This is a genomic window from Sphingopyxis sp. H053, from assembly GCF_001468225.1.
Classification (GTDB): Bacteria; Pseudomonadota; Alphaproteobacteria; order Sphingomonadales; family Sphingomonadaceae; genus Sphingopyxis.
The window spans coordinates 608,611-629,047 of record NZ_LNRU01000001.1 but is presented as its reverse complement, the minus strand read 5'-3'; the positions used below and the strand labels follow the sequence as shown (position 1 = coordinate 629,047).

General features: G+C 62.8%; 16 protein-coding genes. 10 read left to right on the top strand and 6 right to left on the bottom strand.

The window, feature by feature from the left end:
• Nucleotides 1-138: 138 nt before the first annotated feature.
• The gene (locus tag ATE70_RS02860; protein WP_058536421.1) at nucleotides 139-3,324 is read right to left on the bottom strand and encodes a bifunctional cytochrome P450/NADPH--P450 reductase; all 3,186 of its coding nucleotides are present in this window, start codon (nucleotides 3,322-3,324) and stop codon (nucleotides 139-141) included.
• 5 nt (nucleotides 3,325-3,329) lie between these two features.
• Nucleotides 3,330-4,034: a TetR/AcrR family transcriptional regulator gene (locus tag ATE70_RS02855; RefSeq protein ID WP_058536420.1), complete on the bottom strand. Its 705-nt coding sequence runs from the start codon at nucleotides 4,032-4,034 to the stop codon at nucleotides 3,330-3,332.
• Nucleotides 4,035-4,316: 282 nt separating this feature from the next.
• Between ATE70_RS02855 and ATE70_RS25085 the strand changes: the two genes are divergently transcribed.
• Complete coding sequence (locus ATE70_RS25085; RefSeq protein ID WP_058536419.1) at nucleotides 4,317-4,664, top strand: acyl-CoA thioesterase; 348 nt, start codon at nucleotides 4,317-4,319, stop codon at nucleotides 4,662-4,664.
• 263 nt (nucleotides 4,665-4,927) lie between these two features.
• On the opposite strand, the gene ATE70_RS24055 is transcribed toward ATE70_RS25085, so the two are convergent.
• Complete coding sequence (locus ATE70_RS24055; protein ID WP_058799786.1) at nucleotides 4,928-5,890, bottom strand: helix-turn-helix transcriptional regulator; 963 nt, start codon at nucleotides 5,888-5,890, stop codon at nucleotides 4,928-4,930.
• A gap of 312 nt (nucleotides 5,891-6,202) precedes the next feature.
• Here ATE70_RS24055 and ATE70_RS02840 point away from each other — a divergent pair, with 312 nt between their 5' ends.
• Genes ATE70_RS02840 through ATE70_RS02825 form a run of 4 tightly spaced genes read left to right on the top strand, consistent with a single transcriptional unit; the run spans nucleotide 6,203 to nucleotide 10,487 of the window.
• Nucleotides 6,203-8,236 carry a TonB-dependent receptor gene (locus ATE70_RS02840; RefSeq protein WP_058536417.1) on the top strand — a complete coding sequence of 678 codons (2,034 nt, stop codon included), beginning with the start codon at nucleotides 6,203-6,205 and terminating at the stop codon, nucleotides 8,234-8,236.
• 10 nt (nucleotides 8,237-8,246) lie between these two features.
• Nucleotides 8,247-9,392 carry a PepSY-associated TM helix domain-containing protein gene (locus ATE70_RS02835; protein ID WP_058536416.1) on the top strand — a complete coding sequence of 382 codons (1,146 nt, stop codon included), beginning with the start codon at nucleotides 8,247-8,249 and terminating at the stop codon, nucleotides 9,390-9,392.
• Nucleotides 9,389-9,583: a hypothetical protein gene (locus ATE70_RS02830; protein ID WP_058536415.1), complete on the top strand. Its 195-nt coding sequence runs from the start codon at nucleotides 9,389-9,391 to the stop codon at nucleotides 9,581-9,583. Before ATE70_RS02835 ends, ATE70_RS02830 begins: the two co-directional genes overlap by 4 nt.
• 22 nt (nucleotides 9,584-9,605) lie before the next feature.
• Nucleotides 9,606-10,487, top strand: a complete 882-nt coding sequence (locus tag ATE70_RS02825; RefSeq protein WP_058536414.1) for an alpha/beta fold hydrolase — start codon at nucleotides 9,606-9,608, stop codon at nucleotides 10,485-10,487.
• Between the two features lie 187 nt (nucleotides 10,488-10,674).
• Here ATE70_RS02825 and ATE70_RS02820 read toward each other — a convergent pair whose 3' ends face one another.
• Entirely contained in the window at nucleotides 10,675-11,967 is a 1,293-nt protein-coding gene (locus tag ATE70_RS02820) for a tyrosine-type recombinase/integrase (RefSeq protein WP_082639268.1), read from the bottom strand.
• A gap of 260 nt (nucleotides 11,968-12,227) precedes the next feature.
• Nucleotides 12,228-12,521: an Arm DNA-binding domain-containing protein gene (locus tag ATE70_RS24050; protein ID WP_156419613.1), complete on the bottom strand. Its 294-nt coding sequence runs from the start codon at nucleotides 12,519-12,521 to the stop codon at nucleotides 12,228-12,230.
• A 329-nt stretch (nucleotides 12,522-12,850) separates the two neighbouring features.
• On the opposite strand from ATE70_RS24050, the gene ATE70_RS02815 reads away from it, so the two are divergent.
• The gene (locus tag ATE70_RS02815; protein WP_058536413.1) at nucleotides 12,851-13,759 is read left to right on the top strand and encodes an alpha/beta fold hydrolase; all 909 of its coding nucleotides are present in this window, start codon (nucleotides 12,851-12,853) and stop codon (nucleotides 13,757-13,759) included.
• On the opposite strand, the gene ATE70_RS02810 is transcribed toward ATE70_RS02815, so the two are convergent.
• Nucleotides 13,749-14,675, bottom strand: coding sequence for a LysR substrate-binding domain-containing protein (locus tag ATE70_RS02810; protein ID WP_058536412.1), 927 nt, complete (start codon nucleotides 14,673-14,675; stop codon nucleotides 13,749-13,751). The genes ATE70_RS02815 and ATE70_RS02810 overlap by 11 nt on opposite strands.
• A gap of 110 nt (nucleotides 14,676-14,785) precedes the next feature.
• Between ATE70_RS02810 and ATE70_RS02805 the strand changes: the two genes are divergently transcribed.
• The 4 genes from ATE70_RS02805 (at nucleotide 14,786) to ATE70_RS02790 (ending at nucleotide 20,420) form a co-directional block, all read left to right on the top strand.
• A complete protein-coding gene (locus tag ATE70_RS02805) occupies nucleotides 14,786-16,021 on the top strand; it encodes a metal-dependent hydrolase family protein (protein ID WP_058536522.1) in 1,236 nt (411 codons plus the stop codon).
• Nucleotides 16,018-17,196 carry an MFS transporter gene (locus tag ATE70_RS02800; RefSeq protein ID WP_058536411.1) on the top strand — a complete coding sequence of 393 codons (1,179 nt, stop codon included), beginning with the start codon at nucleotides 16,018-16,020 and terminating at the stop codon, nucleotides 17,194-17,196. Before ATE70_RS02805 ends, ATE70_RS02800 begins: the two co-directional genes overlap by 4 nt.
• Nucleotides 17,197-17,317: 121 nt before the next feature.
• Nucleotides 17,318-18,103, top strand: a complete 786-nt coding sequence (locus tag ATE70_RS02795; RefSeq protein WP_058536410.1) for a HalD/BesD family halogenase — start codon at nucleotides 17,318-17,320, stop codon at nucleotides 18,101-18,103.
• A gap of 79 nt (nucleotides 18,104-18,182) precedes the next feature.
• Nucleotides 18,183-20,420: a TonB-dependent receptor gene (locus tag ATE70_RS02790; protein WP_058799788.1), complete on the top strand. Its 2,238-nt coding sequence runs from the start codon at nucleotides 18,183-18,185 to the stop codon at nucleotides 20,418-20,420.
• Nucleotides 20,421-20,437 lie beyond the last annotated feature (17 nt).

Genomic DNA, 20,437 nt, shown 5'->3' with positions numbered 1-20,437 from the left:
TTCCTCAATGGCTTAGACCTGCATCGAGACGCCCGGCGCGCTGGCCTGCGGGCTTCGAAGACGGCCGGAGATCTGCTCAGATTTATAGTCGACCTCTAAAGGGCGCGGATGCGATTTCGGACCTGCCAGACTCCCACTCTATTTGCCAAAGCCGAAGACATCCTGCTGGAAACGCCCTTGTGCAATCAGGGTCTCAAGCCATGCCGAGCCTTGCGCATGCTCACCGCAGACCTGCTGCATCCAGATGCGGATCAGTGTATCGCGGACAGCGGGTGCCATGAACTGCCCGTCTCCACACAAATATATATACCCTCCAGCTTCGAGGGCCGCCCAGACGACCTCCTGCTTAGCCCAGAGGGCATCCTGAACAAAACGCCAGGGATGGCTTTCGACTGCGGAGAAAGCGAGATGCAGGAAGGCGAGTCCCGTCGTCTCCCAGCGCTCCATCTCGCCGCGGCAAAGCCAATCATGATCCGGGTGGCGGCAGCCGAAGAATAGATGAACTGATTCGATAGCCGCGCCCGCCATGCGCTGCGCCTCTCGCTCCTGCAGAAAGCCGCGCAAAGGCGCGAAGCCCGTTCCGGGCCCGATGAGGATCATGGGAACCGCAAGGTCACTCGGCGGCGCGAACGGCGGGTTCGGCTGACGGACGTAAGCAAACACCTCGGCCCCAGCTTCCGCGCTCGCCATATATGCGGACGCAAAGCCACGGTGCTCCCCCAGCCCCGACCAAGCAGGTGCCGCGGTGGTGCCGACGATCAGGTCCACAACATCAGGCGCAACCAGGGGGCTTGAAGCAATCGAATAGAAGCGGGGCGCAATCGCGGCCGACAACTCGATGAGGTGCGCCAGGTCGGCCTCGATTGCCGGATGGCTCTCGTAGAGATCAAGCAGGGTCAGCCGTTTTCCCGCCACCGAGGCATCATAGTCATTGGCGAGCACAGCAAGCTCGGCACGCGTTTTCGGGCAACGTGTCGCGCCTCCCAAAACATCGAGCGCGCGTTTTGGCGCCGGGTCTGACAGCTCGACGAAGTCGGTAAGCAGCTGCCTAACGGTCAGTGTGCGGCCGAGCGGCAAATGACGAAAGCGGCCACCCTGCCCGTCCACTGCTACCTGCAAGGCCGGATCGAGCGCCATCCGGGTCAGGGCGCGTTCGACAAGATCCGGGCGGTTTCGGGCATAGACCGCGATATGGTCTCCTGCGCGATAAGTCTGCCCTTCGGGCAGGCGAAGTCGTATCAACCGTGTCGAGGGCCGTGGCGGTTCTTTCACGAAATCCCAAAGCCCGTCGACGGGCCGGACGAGTTCAGTGTTCGACACCACGACCAGACGCTGCGCATGCTCGGGCAGCGCTGCCGCTCTAAGATCGCCGGGTTCAACCAGCCGAAGCGCCAGCTGTGCCTCGGAAGCGGTGGGTGCGCTCGCAGTTCCGAGCGCTTGCCACAGGTCGCGGACGAAAGTCCCGACCGCGCCGTCGAAATCCGCCTGGCCATCGGCTTCTGCACGGGGCACGAGCCTCGTCGCACCTGCGGCTTCGAGCGCCGCATCGACCCGCTTCGGAAAAGCCTGATAATTCGGCCACTGCGAATTGCCGACACCAAGCACGGCAAAACGCGCACCCGCCCAGTCGTCCGCGACGAAAAGCTCTGCGTCCAGCGACTTCTCGACCTCTTTGGCTGAATCGGGAGCACGGCCATTATAGGTGGCGGTGACGATCACGATCAGCTTATCTTCGGGCAGGTCACCGCTTTGCAGCGCGTCGTCCATGGGTCGAACCGAGACATCAAATCCATCTGCCGCGGCGCGCTCGGCGATTTCTTCCGCAACATCGCGCGCCGTCCCGAGTGACGAACCATAAAGGACGACGAAACGCTGACCAGTGCCGGTGATGGAGGCGAGAGTTCCCTCGGTCGCCGCCTGATTCAAGGTCGCGGGTGCATTTCGTTCGTGCGCTCCGCGAAGCCGGATACGCATGCGGAAATCATCGGGCTTGATCGACAATGTTTCCTTGATCCGGAGCTTGTAGGAGTGCGGATCGCTGATCGCGAACCGGCGCAGCAGCATTGCAAGGGCGATCTTCGCCTCGACCATGGCAAATTGGCGTCCGATACAGGCCCGTTCGCCATTGCCGAACGGCTTGAAGGCATGGGCATGGCGTGCAGCCTCGGCGTCCGGAAGCCAGCGATCGATATCGAATTCTTCAGGCTCGGCCCAAGCGAGTGGATTGCGGTGCAGGCCGGGAGTGAAAATGTTGACCGGCCGGTCTTTGCGCAAATGCCACTCTTGGCCAATGATCTCGTCGTCGAACGGCGCGACCTGAAATGCCGGGGCCGTGGGCCACAGCCGGAGTGCCTCCTTGAGAATTCGCTCGATCACCTTAAGCTGCGCGACCTGTGAATAATCGGCCCGTGCGTCGCCCGGCAACACACGGTCAACCTCGGCATAAGCCTGGGCTAGGACCGACGGATTTCGGAGCAGATAGCTGAAGGCGAAAGTCAACATACCGGACGTCGTTTCATGCCCCGCGATCAGGAACGTGAGGACCTGGTAGCGGATGTTGAGGTCATCGAGCGCCTCCCCCGTTTCCGGATCGACCGCATTGAGCATCAGGTTGAGCAGATCCTTGCCGTCGGACGGTTGCCGGCGTCGGTCGGCGATAATGCCGTCGACCAGTGAATTCATCTGGGCGATATCCGCTTCATACCGGGCCCTCGCACGCTGGGCAAAGCGCTGCTGGATAGGAAGCCGGGTAATCATGTTTAGCGCCTCTTCGAGCGCGCGGCCCAGCGCGACGAGAAAGTCGTCAAGCTCGTCGCGGCCAAAGCTGTCGAAGCGGTGGCCAAAACCCGCGATCGCGATGGAATCGAGCGTCAATCGCGTCATGTCGTCGGCCACGAGTACATCGGTTCCGGCCAGCTTTTCCCATTTGGCGACCAGTTCGTCGCAAACATCGACGATCATGTCGAAATATCCGCGCATCGCGCTTTGACTGAATGCGGGGAGGAGAATGCGGTGCGCCTTGCCCCAGTTCGGCTCGTCGCTGAATGCGGTGAAGAGACCGTCGCCGGCAAATTTGCGGACCACCTGCAACGCCGGGCCCGGCATTTTGCGGAACCGCTTTTCGTCGGAGAGTTCGGCAACGAGGTCAGGGTCGGTAACAAATAGCGAAACGCGGTCGCCGAAGCGGATCTTGAAGATTCCCTCGGGCATAGTGCGACTGACTTCAAGCAATCTGCCGATCAGTCCTCCCCGCGCGATCTGGTGCAGATGGCCCACCAAGGGAAGGCCAGGCGGCGATGGAATTGGCCGTCGCGCATTGGACATCGTGTCTATACCTTCCCTTCGCGTCTTTGACCTTGCAGTGTCGCCACCTCGGCGCTCGCAGTATCGACGGAAGCGCCCCCTGCTGCGAAGCATCCATCAACCAAACCCATCAGGGCGCGCAGCGTCCGCACAAATGTGAGTTCGGGCGCCGCGGCCGTTTGGCGCCGGAGGGCAAGGCCACGCCAAAGGTCAAGGAGCGCCTCGGCTGCGCCTCTTGCGCACACAGGCGGATCGACAGAAAATCGCTTTGCGAGATCGGTCAGTAGCGCCTCGAACAAGGCCACCATACGCTGCTCGGCCTCTTCGAATTTCTCTCCGAATGTTGGGTCCCTGTTTGCATGAAGCCGCAATTCGGTTGCGAGTGCGGCCCATTCACGCTGCGCGGCGAGGGTCCGAAGCCATATGGTAAGTGCGTCAAGTGTGCCCTCGACACTGCTTCCGGCCACGGCTTCCGCCACCGACGCCAAGCTGGCATGTTGTTCACCCATGTGCCGCTCGAGAAGAACGAGGAGGAGAGCGTCTTTGCTCGCAAAGTTCGAGTAGAAAGCTCCTTGGGTATAGCCGGCGGCGACACAGAGAGAGCGAAGTGAAAGGCCGGGTATCGACTGGCTCACAACCATCTGTTCGGCGAGATCGAGCAAGCGGGCACGCGTTGCGGCCTGGCTGTCAACCCGGCGGACTCGCGGCGTTTTGGCGCGCGCCAATTGCATCTTGCCTCTCCCGACCTTTCAATTTCAGATTTCATATGATATCTGAGTTATCGCGAGTCAAGCTTGCACTGCCCGCCGCAGGGAAGCGGCGAAGGCAAGCCCGGCGCGCCGGACACCGCTGAGCGAGGAGAACATGATCATGGCGCACTTCAGCTTCAGCCATCATCGGATGTTGGCATTATCAGCGCCCGCCAGAGCGGGCGGGTTCGCTCCAAGCTGATGAGCCCTCAGCATCATGGTCGGGCATTACGCCACCGGTATGAGATCCTCGTAACGTCGGACATGATCGACGAGCTCGGTCACGTGAACAACGCTGTCTATCTGCGATGGGTACAGGAAGCGATTTCGCATTTCTGGCAGAAGACTGCACGACCGGAAGATCTGGCGAGGATTGTCTGGGTAGCGTTCCGGCACGAGATCACTTACCGACGCCCGACCTTCGAGGCCGAAAGGGTGGACATCGAGTTATGGGTCGCAGATTATGCGGGTCCCCGCGCCATCTTCGAACTCCGTATCGGGCAGCCAGGCGACGTGCGCGCGGAAGTTACGAGCACCTTATGCTGCCTCGACCGCTCAACCCGGAAATTGGTGCGCGTGACGGGTGATTTGGCAGGTCGCTTTTTCGCCTGATCTCGATTCCTAACTTTTCGTTGAGCAGTTTTCTCCGCGTTGACGACAAACGAGACGATCGATTCCCAAGCCAACCGGGTCAGCCGCACTCCCGTTCGATGCGTCGGAATATCTGGAGCGCCCAGAAAACAGATAATCAGCGTTCCTCCCACGATCGTTTGCCAAACTCCTGGGGACTGTGCACAATTTCAGCAGGGTGGTCGGCCCTGGGAGATTTTGACACCAGAACGCGGTCGTTGGCCTGAGAAGTGATGGTCGACGCCTCAATGAGGCAAGATACGAGCATCCTTCCGGTCCAGCGATGGCGGAAGGCCGAAGTGCCGACGATAGGCCGCAGTGAAGGCCGCGGGGTTGGTGAAGCCGACCCGATATCCTGCCTCGGCGACGCCCACGCGGTGCTCGACGATGAGGATACGCCCCATCTCCAGCCTCCGCGCCCGCAGATAACCGAAGACCGTGGTACCGAATGCGGCCTTGAAATTGGCCTGGAGCGTGGTGACGTTTATCCCCAATTCCCTTGCAAGTTCGAGAAGCTTTGGCGGATCGACGAGATTGTGGTCGAGCATAGCGCGGGCATGGACCACGCGGTCATAATGGCGCCGCCCGATCCGTGCGACCAGTCGCTGTTCTTCCTGGAGCATCGACGCGGTTTCGAGAATGAACCCGAGCGCCTGTGCTTCACGGTGAATGGCCCCGAGCGCCCCGGAATAGGGTTGCCGGAGCGTGTTTTCCGCAAGATCAATCAGCTTGCGCGACGGAGGCAACAGCGAAGAATGCAGGCCCGGGTCGAGATAGGACCGCAGCACGTCGAGTCCGCCGTCGTCGACGAGATCGGCAAACCGGTCGAAAAAGCACGGGCGCAGGGTGACACCGAAAGCGCGATTATGCTGCATAGCTCGCCAGGGGCGACTGCATGACAGCCTATCGCCGTAACCGACAACGATGACCCGCCGCGGTAGCGAGACGACAGGAGGATAGCCCACCACCTCGAGCGCGGCGGCCTCCCCTGCAAGCATGATCGCACATGAGATCGAGCGGTCTACTTCGACCTCGATTTGGCTGTCTGCGGTGTAGACAAGGTCGTACGCCGTTAGAAGCAGCCCGGGCTGCAATTCCTCACCAAAAACGGTGCCGGACATGGCTGGCGTATCGATCCGGGAATCGGGTCGCGCGACATGGCTGATCGTGACGGCGCGCTCGGCGGCGGCCCGGACGAGGTCTGACACGGAAAAATCGCCCGAAATGGCAGGTATTAGGAAGCCCGCTTCCGATCTGCTTGTACTCTCATGACGCATCGACCTGCCTCGTGCCGTTCCCGCGCGACTCATTTCTCGCAATGGAATTTCCGTTTTTCTGCATAGCGCGCGCGATGGCGCCCAGCCAGATTAATCGATAATAGGAATTAGTCGCAAGTGGATCGAACTTTGCGACGGCCGGCGCACGGCCCGTGTGGGTTTATCAGGGAAATGACATAAGGTCGGCCTGCCCCATCGGCGCCAAGCGCCAAAAATGGGGCGATATTCTGTATGCGGAAAAATATGTTGTTTGTGATCGGCGCGGCCTCCTGTGCGTTCGGCCAGGCTGGAGCAGTGCGAGCCGAGGATGCGCCGACGGCGCCGGATGACATCATCGTCAACGGCGAGCGCGCCAATCGGACCCTGCGCGAAACCGCAGCAAGTGTTTCGGTATCGACGCGGGAGGATATCGAACGAAAATCAGGCGTCTGGTCGGTCAACGAATTGCTCGACCGCATCCCCAACATCATCGCGACCGAGCCCGGCAACGACATGCCCGCGGTGCGCGGCGTCGACGGCACCGGGCCAGGCGGCGGCCCGACCGCCTTTTTCGCGGGTGGCCGACCCCGCTTCAGCTATCTGGTCGACGGGCGCACGCTGAGCTTCAACGAGGCGACCTTCGGCGATACGAGCCTCTGGGATATCGAGCAGGTCGAGGTCTATCGCGGGCCGCAGAACACTTTGCTCGGGCGCAACGCGATCGCGGGCGTCGTCGCGATCAAGACCGCCGATCCGACCTTCGACTGGCACGGCGCAGCGCGAGGGGTCATCGGCAACCGGGACGAGGTACAGACTTCGGCCGCCATTGGCGGCCCGATCGTGTCCGATGTGCTCGCATTCCGCGCCAGTGTCGACTGGCAGCGCAGCCAGAGCTTCGTCGATTTTCAAGGCTATCCGGGCACCGAAAACCCCGGCCGCTACGACACCAAGACGTTCCGCGGCAAGCTGCTGCTAACGCCGGCGGAGGGCATCCGCTCGCTTCTAACCCTTTCCTACCAGGACGGGAAGGAACCGCAGTCGAACTGGGTCAAGCTGCCGTTCGAGCGCGCGATCTCGATCGATGCGGGTTTGCAGCAGCCGGTGTTCCGTTCGCGCAACTCGACCGCGATCTCCGACACGACGTTCGACCTTACTGACGGGCTCAGCCTGCAATTGCTGCTTTCCGCCACTGATTTCCGGGTCAACCGCTATGCGCCCGCCGGGACCGGCAATGCGCAGATCGACGGCGAAGAGTATATGGCCCAGCCGCTGCTCCGCTACGGCACCCCGGACGGGCGCTTCTCGGGGTTCGTCGCCGCCTATATCTTCCGCGCGCGCCAGGACGAGACGAACGACCTGCTCGGCGGCGGGGCCTATCGCGACAAGACCGACACGACCGCGGTGTTCGGCGAAATAACGGTGAAGCCCGCCGACCGGCTCTCGATCATCCTCGGCGCCCGCTATGAAGAAGAAAAGCGCTATCGCGTCGGGGCGACGGGGTTCCTCGTCACGGACTTTCAGGAAACCTACAAGGAGTTCCTGCCCAAGGCGACACTGTCACTCGACCTCGCACCCGAAGTGACGGTCGGCGTCACTGCGAGCCGAGGCTATAACGCCGGCGGCGCCAGCATCACCCTCTCGCCGCCCTTCCAGGGCTATACCTACCGGCCCGAGCATGTCTGGAATTTCGAGGGCTTCGCGCGCGCCGGCCTAGGTAACGACCTGTCGCTCACCGGCAATATCTTCTACAGCCGTTACAAGGACATGCAGCTCCCGCTCTATCTGACCTCGCTGTCGATCGAGATCCGCAACGCCGAACGCGCAACCACGCAAGGCGCTGAAGTGGGCCTGAGCTGGCGACCGTCGGAGAAGAATGAAATTTTCGCGAACATCGGCCTGCTCGACACCAAGATCAATCGCTACAGCAGCGATCCGCGGGCAGTCGGGAAGGAATTGCCGCGGTCACCCGCGTTCAACTTTGCCGCTGGTTTCAGCTTTTCTCCCGACGACCGGTTCGAGCTCGGAGCCGACGTCCGTTACAGCGGATCCTATTTTTCCGAAGTGCTCAACGTCGAACGCGCGAAGGTCGGCTCATGGGCGGTCGTCAATGCGCGCGCCGCCTATAGCATCGGGCCGGCGAAGCTGTTCCTGACTGCGCGCAACCTGCTCAACAGCAACAAGGTCGTCTCGAAGGGCCTTGGCGCAAACCCGTTCACGGGCATGGACGTGCCCGCGCTCGACAATGCGGTCCTCCTCGAACCGCGGAAGATCAGCGCGGGCATCGAACTCAGGTTCTGAAGGACGGGCGATGGCGCTTTCGCAAACGGGCATAAGGCGGTGGTATCTGGTCCATAAATGGACCAGCCTCGTCTGCACGGCGTTCCTGTTGATGTTCTGCATCACCGGGCTGCCGCTGATCTTTCACGAGGAGATCGACGAGCTGACGCGCGCACCGGTGATCGAGGCGACGTCCGAGGGCAGTGCCAGCCTCGACGCCGTCGCGGCCGATGCGCTGAAGGAGCATCCCGGATGGCACAATATCTTCGTCGCTTATGACGCAGACAAGCCGGTCATCTTCGCCGCAGTGGGCCCGACACCGCTCGCCGGCGAGGATGAGGGCAAACTTTATCTCTACGACGCGCGCAGCGGCAAGCGCCTCGACGCACCGCCGTTCAACGAAGGGGTGATGGCGTTCCTGCTCGATCTCCACGCCCATCTGCTGCTCGGCATTCCAGGGCAGCTTTTTCTCGGATTGATCGGCCTCGTCTTCCTCGTCGCCGTGGTGTCGGGGGTGGTCGTCTACGCGCCCTTCATGCGCAAGCTCGCTTTCGGGACGGTGCGCAAGGACCGCAGTCGGCGGCTGCGATGGCTCGACACGCATAACATGGTCGGCATTGTGACGCTCGGTTGGGTCAGTGTCGTCGGTCTTACGGGCTTCATCATCACAATGACGCTTCCGATCACGATGATCTGGCAGATGGACGAGCTTGCCGAGATGGCGGCGCCGTACAAGGATGCGAAGCCGCCCGCCAAGCTGACGTCGGTAGACGCGGCGGTCGCGACGGTTCGTGCCGCGGTTCCAAACGCCAAGGTCAGCCTCGTCTCCTGGCCCGGAAGCCAATTCAGCACCAAACATCATTATATGGTCGCGCTCGCCGGCAATACGCCGCTGACCGAGCGGCTGATCAACCCCGCGATGGTCGATGCCGAAACCGGCAAGCTCACCGATGTCCGCGCGATGCCTTGGTATGTAAAGACGCTGTTCGTGTCGGCGCCGCTGCATTTCGGCGACTATGGCGGCCTGCCGCTCAAGATCATCTGGGGGCTACTCGACATCGCGGCGATCGTTGTGCTGTGGACCGGGCTTCGCCTCTGGCTCGGACGGCGGAAGGTGCCGATCGAGAAGCGCGTCGCGGAATTGCAGAGCGGCGGCGAGACGGAGCCCGCCGCATGACGGTGCGTGCGAAAGGCGGCCAGTCCGGCTGGCGCATCTTCCGCTGGCCGCTGCTGATGGCGCTCGCCAACGCGGTCGGGCTGGTCGCGGCGCTGATCGGCGACGGCTGGTACGACATCGTCTCTTGGGCAACGCTAGGGCTGACGCTCGTCGTGATCGCGGTGTGCTGGCGTGGATGGCGCGGGTCATGACGCACGGCACGACCTCCGCAGCATGAGCGATCACCCGCTCGGCACCAGCCGGGCCATCCAAACGCGCGACGGCCGCAGCCTCCACGCCATGGTCAGAGGCGAGAGCGCCCCCGGCGTTCCGACGATAGTGTTCGAAGCCGGTCTCGCAGCGCCGGGATCCTATTGGGGACTGGTCGCGCCCGAGGTGTCGCGGAGGGCGCGGACAGTGGTTTACGATCGCGCCGGTCTCGGCCGCAGCGAACCCGACAGCCAGCCGCGATCGGTGGCGCGCATGACCGACGACTTGGAGGATTTGCTGGAAAGTCTTGATGCCGCGCCTCTCCTGCTGGTCGCGCACAGCGGCGGCGCGCTTTTAGTGCGCGAAGCAGCTGCGCGGTGGCCCGACCGTGTGGCCGGGATGGTCTTGGTCGATCCGTCCGACGAGGGATGCGGCCCCGTCTTTTTCCGCTCTTTCCGCTTCACGGAGAAGGTGGTCCATCATGCAAGCTGCATGCTCGCCCGGGTCGGCCTGCTCGAACGTCTCTTTCGAGATCAGCTCGCCCCGCTGCCCGCGCGCCTGCAAGAAGAGTTCCGGGCCGAAGCCTTTACCAACGCCGCGATGCGCACGCGGGGCGCGGAATTGAAGGGCATGATCGCGGCGATGAACGGCTGGCGGGATGGTCGGGGACCGAACGCCGCCTTTCCAGTGACGGTGATCTCGGGAGCGAAGGCGGACCCCGGCATGTCGGCCAACTTGCGCGCGGCGTTCAACGCTTCCCATGCTCGGCGCGCGTCCCTGTCTCCCCGTGGCCGTCACGTCATCGCCGCGCGTTCGGGACATTTCATTCCCCTCACCGAACCCGATACGATCGTGGCCGAAATAGCGCGACGATTACAGGGGGCTACCACACAGACTTCGACCTAGGGGCACGTCTGCACATCAGACAATGGTGGCGGCTGCGCGCACCGTCTGCTGCATCGGCCACGATTGGGATCATTGCGCCGCGTCATCGCATAGTCTGGCAAAATCGGGCATATATGCTGAGCAACCGCCGGGCTACTGTGAGCTCGCAGCCCAAGCTGTACGGGCCGCCGCACCTGTCGGGTCGTGCTTAGACAGAGCGGTTTCGATGAGGGATCACGCGCTGCTCCAGGAGCGACGCCCAAGCGCCAAGGGCCTCCTTTCGCGGCTCGAAGAGTTCTGACTTGTTGTAGACGCGCATGATCTTGGATCGCGTCGCGGTCGCGACGTGGTTGAGAATGCGGTCCGCGACGTGAGGCGGAACTCCCAAAATTTCACAGGCGTGAGTGTTGAAGGTGGTCCGGAGATCGTGAACCACCCAATGCGGCATCTCAGCCGCGTTTTCGTCCTTCATCCGATCTATGCGAGTATCTTGAATTGCCTTGTCCAATCTGCGCCGCCCCTTGGTGAAGCCGGACACAGGCGTGTCGCCCGTCGTGGTGAAAACGAACTTGGAGTCCTTCGGTCGATCCGGATGTTTGATCGCTTCGATGATGATAGACCGTGCCAATGCGGATAGCGGCACGCGCAGTGCGTTGTTCATCTTGGTGCGAGCGCTAGGCAACAACCACACAGCTTCACCAGGTGCTTGGTCGGTGGCGAGATCGAGATGCTCAATAGGCATCGCCGTTACCTCTTCGCGCCGGTTAGGCAGCACGATCAGCAACCGAAAAAGCTGATCGAATGGATAGCCTAGCGTGCCCGCGGCGGCCCATATCTCCGCAAGTTCATTAATTGTGTGGAATCGCTCTCGTTCATTTTCCTTGGACGGCTTGCGCACCTTTGCAGCAGGATTCTCGCTCATCACTCCTTCGTCGACGCACCAGTTGAAGAAGGCGGAGGCATACGCCAGGTTCCTATTGGCGGCGATAGGAGCCGTCTTGGCATGCTTCTTCACGAGATCGGAAATCTCGGCTTGCATGATCGAACATGGTTCGCGGTTCAGCAACGTCCGCAGAAGCCCCCGCTTGCCATCGAGCGCGCGCTTGGTCTGTGCTCCACGGCGATGCTGCGAAAGCACCGCCGCGTGATAGTCCTCAATCACTTCGTGCAGCGTCTTTCGGTTGAGAGCAGCGATAGCGGCGGTTCTGCGCGCGACCCGCTTCCGTTCGTTGGGATTGCTGCCTTGGTCAATCTGCGTCCGCGCGACGCGGGCTGCAGCACGAGCTTCGGCGATACCCATTCCTGGCCAGGTTCCAAGCTTGATCCGGCTACGCTGGCCGTTCTGCAGACGAGCCATGAGTGACCAGGTCGAAGAGCGTTCGCCTGCGCGCAACAAAAGGCCCGCTTCCTTGTCGTCCCGAAGCTCGACCCGACGCTTGGGATTCGCACGTACTTTGCCGATTGCCGCCTCAATACCGTTCTTTGTCAGTGATGTAGCCATGGATCGAACTCGAAAGACGACAAAATGGATCTTCTATGGGTGCCGTATGGGTGTCAAAATGACCTTGACAGACGGTGCTCGAACGTACATCAGGACGGAAGAATATGGAAGAGGCCTTCTGATATTATTCATTAAGTTCAGTGATATAAATGAAAAAAGATGCACAGGGTCGGAAGACGACGGAAGCACACGGAATGTGCTGAAAACGACTCTTAATCAGCGGGTCCTAGGTTCGAGCCCTAGTGCGTCCACCATTTCTTTCAAAAGCTTACCACGCGAACTTCAAGCTCCTGCTTGCTGGCAACCATTTGGGCCAGACGCTCCGCCTCTGAGCGGGCTTTGGTCGCATTCCAAGGCGAACCGTGCCGGCCTATCGTATATCGCCTCGTTCGGGACTCTCTGCCGCCAAGGCGATACTGAAACACGTATGCCTTTGTACCGGTACCGGTGACGCGAACGCCAAACCCGCGCAGAATATCGTCCCAGAGAAGCAATTCCCGACTGTTGGTCCAGCAGCGATCTACCGTCCTCTGATTGATGGTTGTCGTAGGCATCGCCATCCTCCGTAATCACCGCGCAATCACTCGAGAGAAACGCGGCTTGGAGAGAATCCGCCCATTAAAGGCGTGGCATAAGCTGTAGCCCAAAGGCCGGCTGTGGCCGGTTGGAGACGGTCCGCTTTTGTCCGGAAACGGTATCAAGCAGACGTAAGGAGCTTGCCGATCCTCAACATGGATGTCCGCGCAGCGCAAAGCCAAGCTCGATGTCCACATCCACCATCAACTGCATAGCCAATTGTCATGCATGCATCTGATCTTTGCGGTCGCCATTAATCGACTTCCTTCTTAATCGCTGGAACGAACGATTTTCCGGAGAGAGAGCCATGACCTTCCGCACGCCTCGCCATCTCGTCCTCGCGCTTTGCCTTGGCCTCGCCACGCCCGGCCTTGCTTCTGCGCACGAACCGCCGTTGCCGGATCCGCGGGGCGAGACGCTTTATCATGTTGCGATCGGCGCGCCGGGCGAGGTCCCGCTTGTCGCCGTCAACGGTGGCCCCGGTTTCGATCACAGCTATCTCGTCAATGCGCCGGTCTGGAAGGAGATGTCCGCCCGCCGCCAGATCATCTTCTACGACCAGCGCGGCACCGGCAAATCGCCGGCGACGAGAGGGCCCGGGGATTTGACCGTCGACGGGATGGTCCGCGATCTGGAAGCGCTCCGGCGGCATCTGAAGGTCGAGCGTATCGATCTGCTCGGGCACAGCTGGGGCGGCATTCTTTCGATGGCTTATGCCGTCCGCTATCCCCAGCATGTCGCCCATCTCGTGCTGGTCGGATCGGGCGCACCCAAGCCCGCCGAGCATGAATTTCTCTTCGACAAACTGTATCCAGAGATTGTGGCGGCCATTCCCCACAACACCACGCCAGCGGGGCAGATGGGGTGCATCGAGATCGACGCCTATGACCGAATGTCCTATTACGACCAGCGCAATCTGGCGGCGGGCGGCGGCGACGTCGGCACCTTCTCGCAAGAGGTCTGCACCGAGGTCATGCTCGACGCGATGAAGCTCGATCTTTATCCCGCGCTCGCCAAACTTGACGTTTCAACCCTCGTCATCAACGGACGCTTCGATGCGAATGTCTCACCGACCGTCGCGTACAAGATCAGCAAAACCATCCCCGGCGCGCGGCTCGTCTATTTCGAGCGGAGCGGACATTCGCCCCAGGTCGAGGAGCCGGAGAAATTCGCGCTCGAGGTCGAGCGCTTCCTTGCGGGCAGCGTCAGGAAATAGTTGGGGCCGCTGGCGGTTCGGGATTGGCCAGCACCTCGATCACCGCCTCGATCACCGCTTCGCAGGCGTCGGCGCGGTGGACGACGTAGAAGGCATGCCCCGAGGTCATCGACCGGTTCGCCAAACGCACGAGTTGGCCCGTTTCCAGATATGGATCCACGATACCGCGCCAGCCGAGTACGACGCCGCGTCCAGCCAGCGCTTCCTGAAGCATCGGCGTATACGCGCTGAACATCGGGCCGTCCTGCGACGGCGCGATGCCGAGATCGCCAAACCAGTCGAGCCAGTCGACGCGGCCCTGGGCATCGGGCGCAAAATGCAGCAATGGCGCTTGTTGCCACGCCTGCGGGCTATCTTCGGCAAGCCCTGGAAACTGCGCCAGCATTGCCGGCGCGCAAACGGGGAAAACTTCTTCCTCGAGAAGTTTGCGATGCCTGAGGCCCGGCCAGTCGGACGGTTCGCCATAGCGGATCGACAAATCCACTTCATCCGCATCGAAGCTCTGATAGGAGTCAGACGTGATCAGCCGGAGCTGCGCCTTGGGCAGCACCGCGCGCAGCATGCCGAACCGCGGCATCAGCCAATCATGCGCCATCGCGTAAGTGCAGGCGATGGTGAAGCTGTCGGCTTCGCCGCGCCGGCGCCGGATAGCCTCGACGCTGTCGCGAATGCGGCCAAGGCCGGAAAGGATCGCATCGGCCAGCGTTTCCCCCGCTCCGGTGAGGGCGAGCCGGTTGCCGCTTCGCATGAAGAGCGTGACCCCCAGGTCGGCTTCGAGGTTCGAGACGTGGCGGCTGACCGCCGACTGCGCGATATTGAGTTCGGCCGCCGCGCGCGTGAAGCTGCGGTGCCGCGCCGCCGCTTCAAATACCGCGAGCGCGTTGAGCGGTGGCAGGGACTGGCGCAGGCTCCTCATCACCCTTGCATATCAAAAAGGCATCGAGTGTCCACATTTCTCTTGTTACGGGGCAGCTCTGCCGCGCCTAGGCTGTCCACCTTCAGGCAAGACCGATGGGGACAGATCAGTTGACGATAATCGTATTTGAAAATGCGCGCGTGCTGAACGAGACGGCGGACGGGTATCGCGAGGATTGCCATGTGGTGGTCGAAAACGGACGGATCGCGGCGGTCGATACCGGTCCGGCGCGTGTCGCCAGTGCCGATATCGTCGACGTGCGCGGCGGCACCCTGATCCCCGGCCTGATCGATGTCCATATCCATGCCAGGCTTTCCAGCGCCAACGCGGCCCAGCTTCTCAATCATCCGTCCACCTATTCCTCGGCGCATGCCGCGCGGATGTTACGGCACGCGCTCGATTGCGGATTTACCAGCCTGCGCGATGTCGGCGGCGGCGACCATGGTCTAGCGCAGGCGATCGACGATGGCCTGATCCCGGGGCCGCGCTTCTTCTATGCCGGCCGCACGCTTTCAATGACCGGAGGTCATGGCGACATGCGCCCTGCCCACGAGGATGTCGAGCCGTGCGGGTGCAGCCGGATGAACATGATCGCGCATGTGGTCGATGGTGCCGACGAAGTGCGCCGCGCCGCGCGCGAGGAATTGCGCATGGGCGCACACTGTATCAAGATCATGTTGTCGGGCGGTGTGCTTTCGCCCACCGATCCCATCTGGATGCAGCAGTTCACCGATGACGAAGTGCAGGCCGCGGTCGAGGAGGCGGCGCGGTGGCGCCGTTATGTCGCGGCGCATGCCCACACGGCCGAGGCGGTGATGCGCGCCGCGCAACTGGGCGTACGGACGGTCGAGCATGCGACACTCATTTCATCCGAAGCCGCCGACGCGCTGCGCGATGCCGGCGGCTTTGCCGTGCCCACGCTGTCGGTCGTGATGGCGCTGACCGAGCGCGGCGAAGCGCTCGGCCTGCCCGCGGCGGCGGCGGCTAAGGCGAAGGAGATTGCCCACCTCGCGATGCAGGGGTTTGAGACCGCATGGCGCGCGGGCGTCCCGCTGGGTTTCGGCACCGATTTGCCCGGCGATGTGTTCGACATGCAGGCGCGCGAATTTCTTTATCGCCGCGAGATCCAGCCCGCCGCCGCGATATTGCGATCGGCAACGGTCACCGGCGCCGACATATTGGGGCGGCCCGATCTTGGCCGTATCGTGCCGGGCGCGACGGCGGACTTGCTCGTCGTCGATGGCGACCCGCTCGAGGATATCGCGCTGCTCGCCGAAGACGGCCGGCGCCTGCGCGCGATCATGAAGGCGGGACGTTTCCACAAGCGCGAGCCCGGATCGGCATGACAACGCATATAGCGCCCGCCGCTTCGCCGAGGTCCTTCGTTTCGACGCCGCCTGCTTCGACGCCCCCCGCTTCGACATGGGCCGCAATCTATCTGGGCGTCGCGGCTGCGACGCTGCCTGCGGTCCTGCCCGTGATGGTGGGGGTGTTCGCGGATCGCTTTGGTTATGGCGTCGCGGGGGCGGGCACGATCGCCGCGCTGAACATGGGCGGTATCCTTGTCGGCAGCCTGCTATGTCCGCTGATTACGGCGCGGTTCGGCTGGGCGGTGGTCATTCGCGCCGCGCTAGCGGTGATGATCGCCGGCAATTTTCTGACCATGCTCGACGGCCATTATGGCTATGTCGCGGCGACGCGCTTCCTCTCCGGGCTGGGCGAAGGCGTGGTCGGCGGCATCTGCTACGCGGCGATGGGACGGTCGGCGCGCCCCGAGCGCAGTATCAGCATCTATTTCGCGGGCCAGTCGGTCGTCGGCATGGTCGGCATGGGCAGCTTTGGCTGGATCGCGGCCAGCCTGGGGTGGCCCTGGATTTTCCTGATCCTGTCCGCGATCACCCTTCCCGGCTTCTGGCTCGCCCCCGTCATCGGCAGAGCGCAGCCGGCGCCGGCGGGGCCGCGCCGCGGCCGCTTGTCCGCCAACCCCCTCGTCATCGGCGCGCTGGCGTGCATCCTCCTCTATTTCATCGGCATGGCCTCGCTGTGGCCGTTTCTCGAACGGATCGGCATCGGCAAAGGGCTCTCGCCCGGAACGGTCGCCTTCGCGCTGTCCGCTTCGGCCTTCGGCGGCCTCGCGGGTTCGCTCGTCGCCAGCGTGGTGGCGGGCCGGCTGCCGCGGACCATCGGCCTGTTGTCCGGGCTCGCCCTTCTCGTCGCCGGGGTCGGCGGCCTCGCGTTCCTGCCCGGCACGACGCCTTTCGTCCTTGCGGTCAGCCTGTTCGCCTTTGCCTGGCCGTTTCAATATGCCTTTCAATTCGGCCTGCTGGCATCGGTCGACCGCGACGGGCGGCTGATCGCGCTGACACCCGCGGTGACCGGCGGCGGGCTTGCGGTCGGGCCGGCGATCGGCGGACTTTTGCTCCAGAATCTGTCGCTTGGCGCCGTCAGCGCCTTTTGCCTGCTGTGCGTGGTCGTCGCGGTCGCCGGGACGATCAGCCTGCGCCCCCGTTCAGCGGGTTGAGACTTTCACCTCCATAACATTTCGAGATGATAACCTCGAAATACTCTGCTGGCGTGCGCCATACTGCATGCGATTATCTCATGGAGCAGATTTCTTCCGGCCGTCTTTTTCAGGAGCCTTCATGTCGATCGTCAACGCCAATCTCTACCCCCTGTCCGATCCCGATCGTCGCGCCGCGATCGTCGACCGGGCCGCCGGTCAGCTTGGAAAGGACGGCGCAGCCGCCTTTCCCGATTTCATCGCGCCCGACGCGCTGGCCGAAATGGTGGCCGAAGCCGCCGCGAAATTCCCGCTCGCCTATCGCCGCGATCAGCGGCTCGGCTTCAACCCGCAAGGGCCAATCGCCGCCGTCGCCGATGAGGAACTGCGCAGCCGCACCTCGCCCTATTCGATGTGGATATTGGGATCGGACCTGCTCGATCCGGCCGGCGCGCTGCGGCGTTTCTATGAATCGGAAGAGCTGATGTCGCTCGTCCGCGACGCGCTGGACATCGACAGCCTTCACACGATTGCGGATCCGCTGATCAACATCAACCTCACCTATATGGGCGTCGGCGACCAGCAGGGCTGGCATTTCGACGACAATGACTTCGTCGTCTCGCTGTTGTTGCAGGAGGCCGAGACCGGCGGCGCGTTCGAATATGCGCCCGGCGTCGACGATGCGCCGCCCGAAGAGATCCACGCCATTCTCGACGGCGCATCGCCCCGAACCCGCCTCCAGAAAGTCGGGGCCGGCACCCTGCTTCTGTTCCGCGGACGCCGGGCGCTGCACCGGGTGACCGAGGTGGCCGGGAACACCCAGCGGATCATCGCGCTGCTCAGCTACCATCGCGAACCCGGTTTCATTTACGCCGACACGGTCAAGCAGAACGGGCTCGGCCGCACCGAAGTGCTCGCGGCGCCGTAAAGGCGGCGGCCCGCGCGGCGGCGGATCGACGCCGAAACAAAACAAAAAATCGAGAGGGATTGATATGTTGAAGCGGACCATGATGATTTCCTTACTGGCGGGCTGCGCCTTTGCCCCGCCGGCGTACGCGAAGAGCGAACCCGCCGCCGAGAATGGCGGCGACATCGTCGTCACCGCGCAGCGGCGCGAAAGCCGGCTTCAGGACGTGCCGCAGGCGGTGACGGCCTTTGGCAGCGAAGCGCTGGAGCGCCTCGCGATCCGCGACACCGAAAGCCTCGTCCGCAACACGCCCAGCCTGACCTTCACGCCCGTCGGTCCGGGCGAGTCCAACGTCGGGCTTCGCGGGCTGACGACCGACCTCGGGCTCGCGCCGTCGGTCGCGGTCTATATCAACGACACCCCTTTCGACTTCCGGACCGACGCCTATAGCGGCACGCCCAACATCGATCTGTTCGACATGCAGCGCGTCGAAGTGCTGCGCGGCCCGCAGGGCACATTGTTCGGGTCGAGTTCGACCGGCGGCACCATCCGCTATATCACCAACCAGCCCGATAGTTCAGGGTTCGACGCGCATGGCGAAGCCTTCGTCAACAGCGTCAAGGGCGGCGGCGAAGGCTATGGCGCCAAGGCCGCGGTCAATGTGCCGCTGTCTGCCAATGCCGCGCTGCGGCTGACCGGCACCTATGAAAAGATCGCAGGCTATATCGAGCGCTACGACGCCACGCTCGCCGGACTGACCTCGCCGCAGTCGGACGATGATATCGTCGAAAAAAATGCCAATGACGCGACGATCTTCAGCCTGCGCGGCGCGCTTCGGCTCGAGGCGGGCGATGATTTCATCATCACGCCGAGCCTGTTCTTCCAGCGTATCGATGCCGACAACCCGATCGCGACGCAGAGCAATCTGCCCGGGTTCGGCCGTGCGAGCGCGATCGGCCCCGAACCGTCGCGCACCGACCTGCTCGTCGCAAACCTGACGCTCGAAAAGAGCCTCGGCAATGTCGAGCTGGTTTCGTCGAGCTCCTATCTCCACAAGGAATCCGACGCGACGCTCGACTATACCGCGCTTGGCTATAATATTCTCGGCGAGTTCGCGCCCTTCGCCAGCCTGACCCCGGCGAAAGCCGACACCTATGTTCAGGAATTGCGGCTGACCTCGTCGAACGACGGCCCGTTCAACTGGATCGCGGGTGTCTATTTCAGCCATACCGACCAGCAACTGGGACAGATTTTCGTCGGCCAGGCCTTTACCGACCTGCTCGATGCGACCTTTGGCCCCGCGCCGGGACCGGTGGGTCCGGTCTCCTATGACTATATCCAGAAGACGTCGGACCAGCAGCTCGCCGGCTTTGCCGAAGTCAATTTCGATGTCAGCGAAACGGTCGAGCTGATTGCCGGGCTGCGCGTCTACCGGCTGAAGAATACGCTCGAGGCCAGCTGCACCGAAGTCGTACCCGGCATCCTGTGCGGCGCCGATACGCCGCGGGTCACCGCGAAGAAGACGAGCGCCAGCCCGCGCGTCACGGTCAATTTCCGCCCCAATAGCAACACCACCCTCTACGCGACCGTCTCGCGCGGTTTCCGTGCGGGCGGTGCCAATGCGGCGGTGCCCCCTGCCCTCGGCTGCTCGCTCGCCGAATCGGTCGGCGCGATTTTCAGCCCCGATTCGGTTTGGAATTATGAAGTCGGGGCAAAGGTCGAAACGCCGGATCGGGTGCTGACCGTCAACGGCGCCGCCTATCGCATCGAACAAAAAGGCGTCCAGCTCGCCATCCCCGACCCGTGCGGGTCGACCTTCTTCGCCAACGCCGGCGACGCGCGCATCGACGGCGCGGAGCTGGAGGTCAGCCTGCGCCCATCGTCGCATGTGACGGTCAGCGGGCAGCTGAGCTATGCCGACGCCCGCTTTACCGATGTCCCCGACCTATTCGGCGCGGCGGCGGGTTATGCCGAGGGCGATCGCACGCCGGAAACGCCGCGCTGGAAATTCGCGCTGTCGTCGGAACTGCGCTATCCGGTGAGCGATGCGTGGGAAGTTTATGCGCGCGGAAGCTGGCAGCATGTCGGCAAGACGCCCTTTGCCATCGATGGCGTCGTCAGTTCGGGGCGCTTCCGGCCGGCCTATGACATGGCGAACTTCGACATCGGGGGTGAGAGCGGCGGGGTCGATGTCAGCCTGTTCATTCGCAACGCGTTCGACAAACGGGGCATCCTCGCGGTCGGATCGGGCGCGGTGAGCACGATCGTGGGGGCGTATGAGAATGTCACCTATGCGGCGCCGCGCACCATCGGCCTCAGTCTGCGGATCAAGGGCTGACCAGCCAATTTTGCGAG

Excerpts from the sequence above, each read along its gene's own strand:
- ATE70_RS02860 (WP_058536421.1), bottom strand. The coding sequence starts at position 3,324 with ATGTCCAATGCGCGACGGCCAATTCCATCGCCGCCTGGCCTTCCCTTG.
- ATE70_RS02855 (WP_058536420.1), bottom strand. The coding sequence starts at position 4,034 with ATGCAATTGGCGCGCGCCAAAACGCCGCGAGTCCGCCGGGTTGACAGC.
- ATE70_RS25085 (WP_058536419.1), top strand. The coding sequence starts at position 4,317 with ATGATCGACGAGCTCGGTCACGTGAACAACGCTGTCTATCTGCGATGG.
- ATE70_RS02840 (WP_058536417.1), top strand. The coding sequence starts at position 6,203 with ATGTTGTTTGTGATCGGCGCGGCCTCCTGTGCGTTCGGCCAGGCTGGA.
- ATE70_RS02835 (WP_058536416.1), top strand. The coding sequence starts at position 8,247 with ATGGCGCTTTCGCAAACGGGCATAAGGCGGTGGTATCTGGTCCATAAA.
- ATE70_RS02830 (WP_058536415.1), top strand. The coding sequence starts at position 9,389 with ATGACGGTGCGTGCGAAAGGCGGCCAGTCCGGCTGGCGCATCTTCCGC.
- ATE70_RS02825 (WP_058536414.1), top strand. The coding sequence starts at position 9,606 with ATGAGCGATCACCCGCTCGGCACCAGCCGGGCCATCCAAACGCGCGAC.
- ATE70_RS02820 (WP_082639268.1), bottom strand. The coding sequence starts at position 11,967 with ATGGCTACATCACTGACAAAGAACGGTATTGAGGCGGCAATCGGCAAA.
- ATE70_RS24050 (WP_156419613.1), bottom strand. The coding sequence starts at position 12,521 with ATGCCTACGACAACCATCAATCAGAGGACGGTAGATCGCTGCTGGACC.
- ATE70_RS02815 (WP_058536413.1), top strand. The coding sequence starts at position 12,851 with ATGACCTTCCGCACGCCTCGCCATCTCGTCCTCGCGCTTTGCCTTGGC.
- ATE70_RS02810 (WP_058536412.1), bottom strand. The coding sequence starts at position 14,675 with ATGAGGAGCCTGCGCCAGTCCCTGCCACCGCTCAACGCGCTCGCGGTA.
- ATE70_RS02800 (WP_058536411.1), top strand. The coding sequence starts at position 16,018 with ATGACAACGCATATAGCGCCCGCCGCTTCGCCGAGGTCCTTCGTTTCG.
- ATE70_RS02795 (WP_058536410.1), top strand. The coding sequence starts at position 17,318 with ATGTCGATCGTCAACGCCAATCTCTACCCCCTGTCCGATCCCGATCGT.
- ATE70_RS02790 (WP_058799788.1), top strand. The coding sequence starts at position 18,183 with ATGATGATTTCCTTACTGGCGGGCTGCGCCTTTGCCCCGCCGGCGTAC.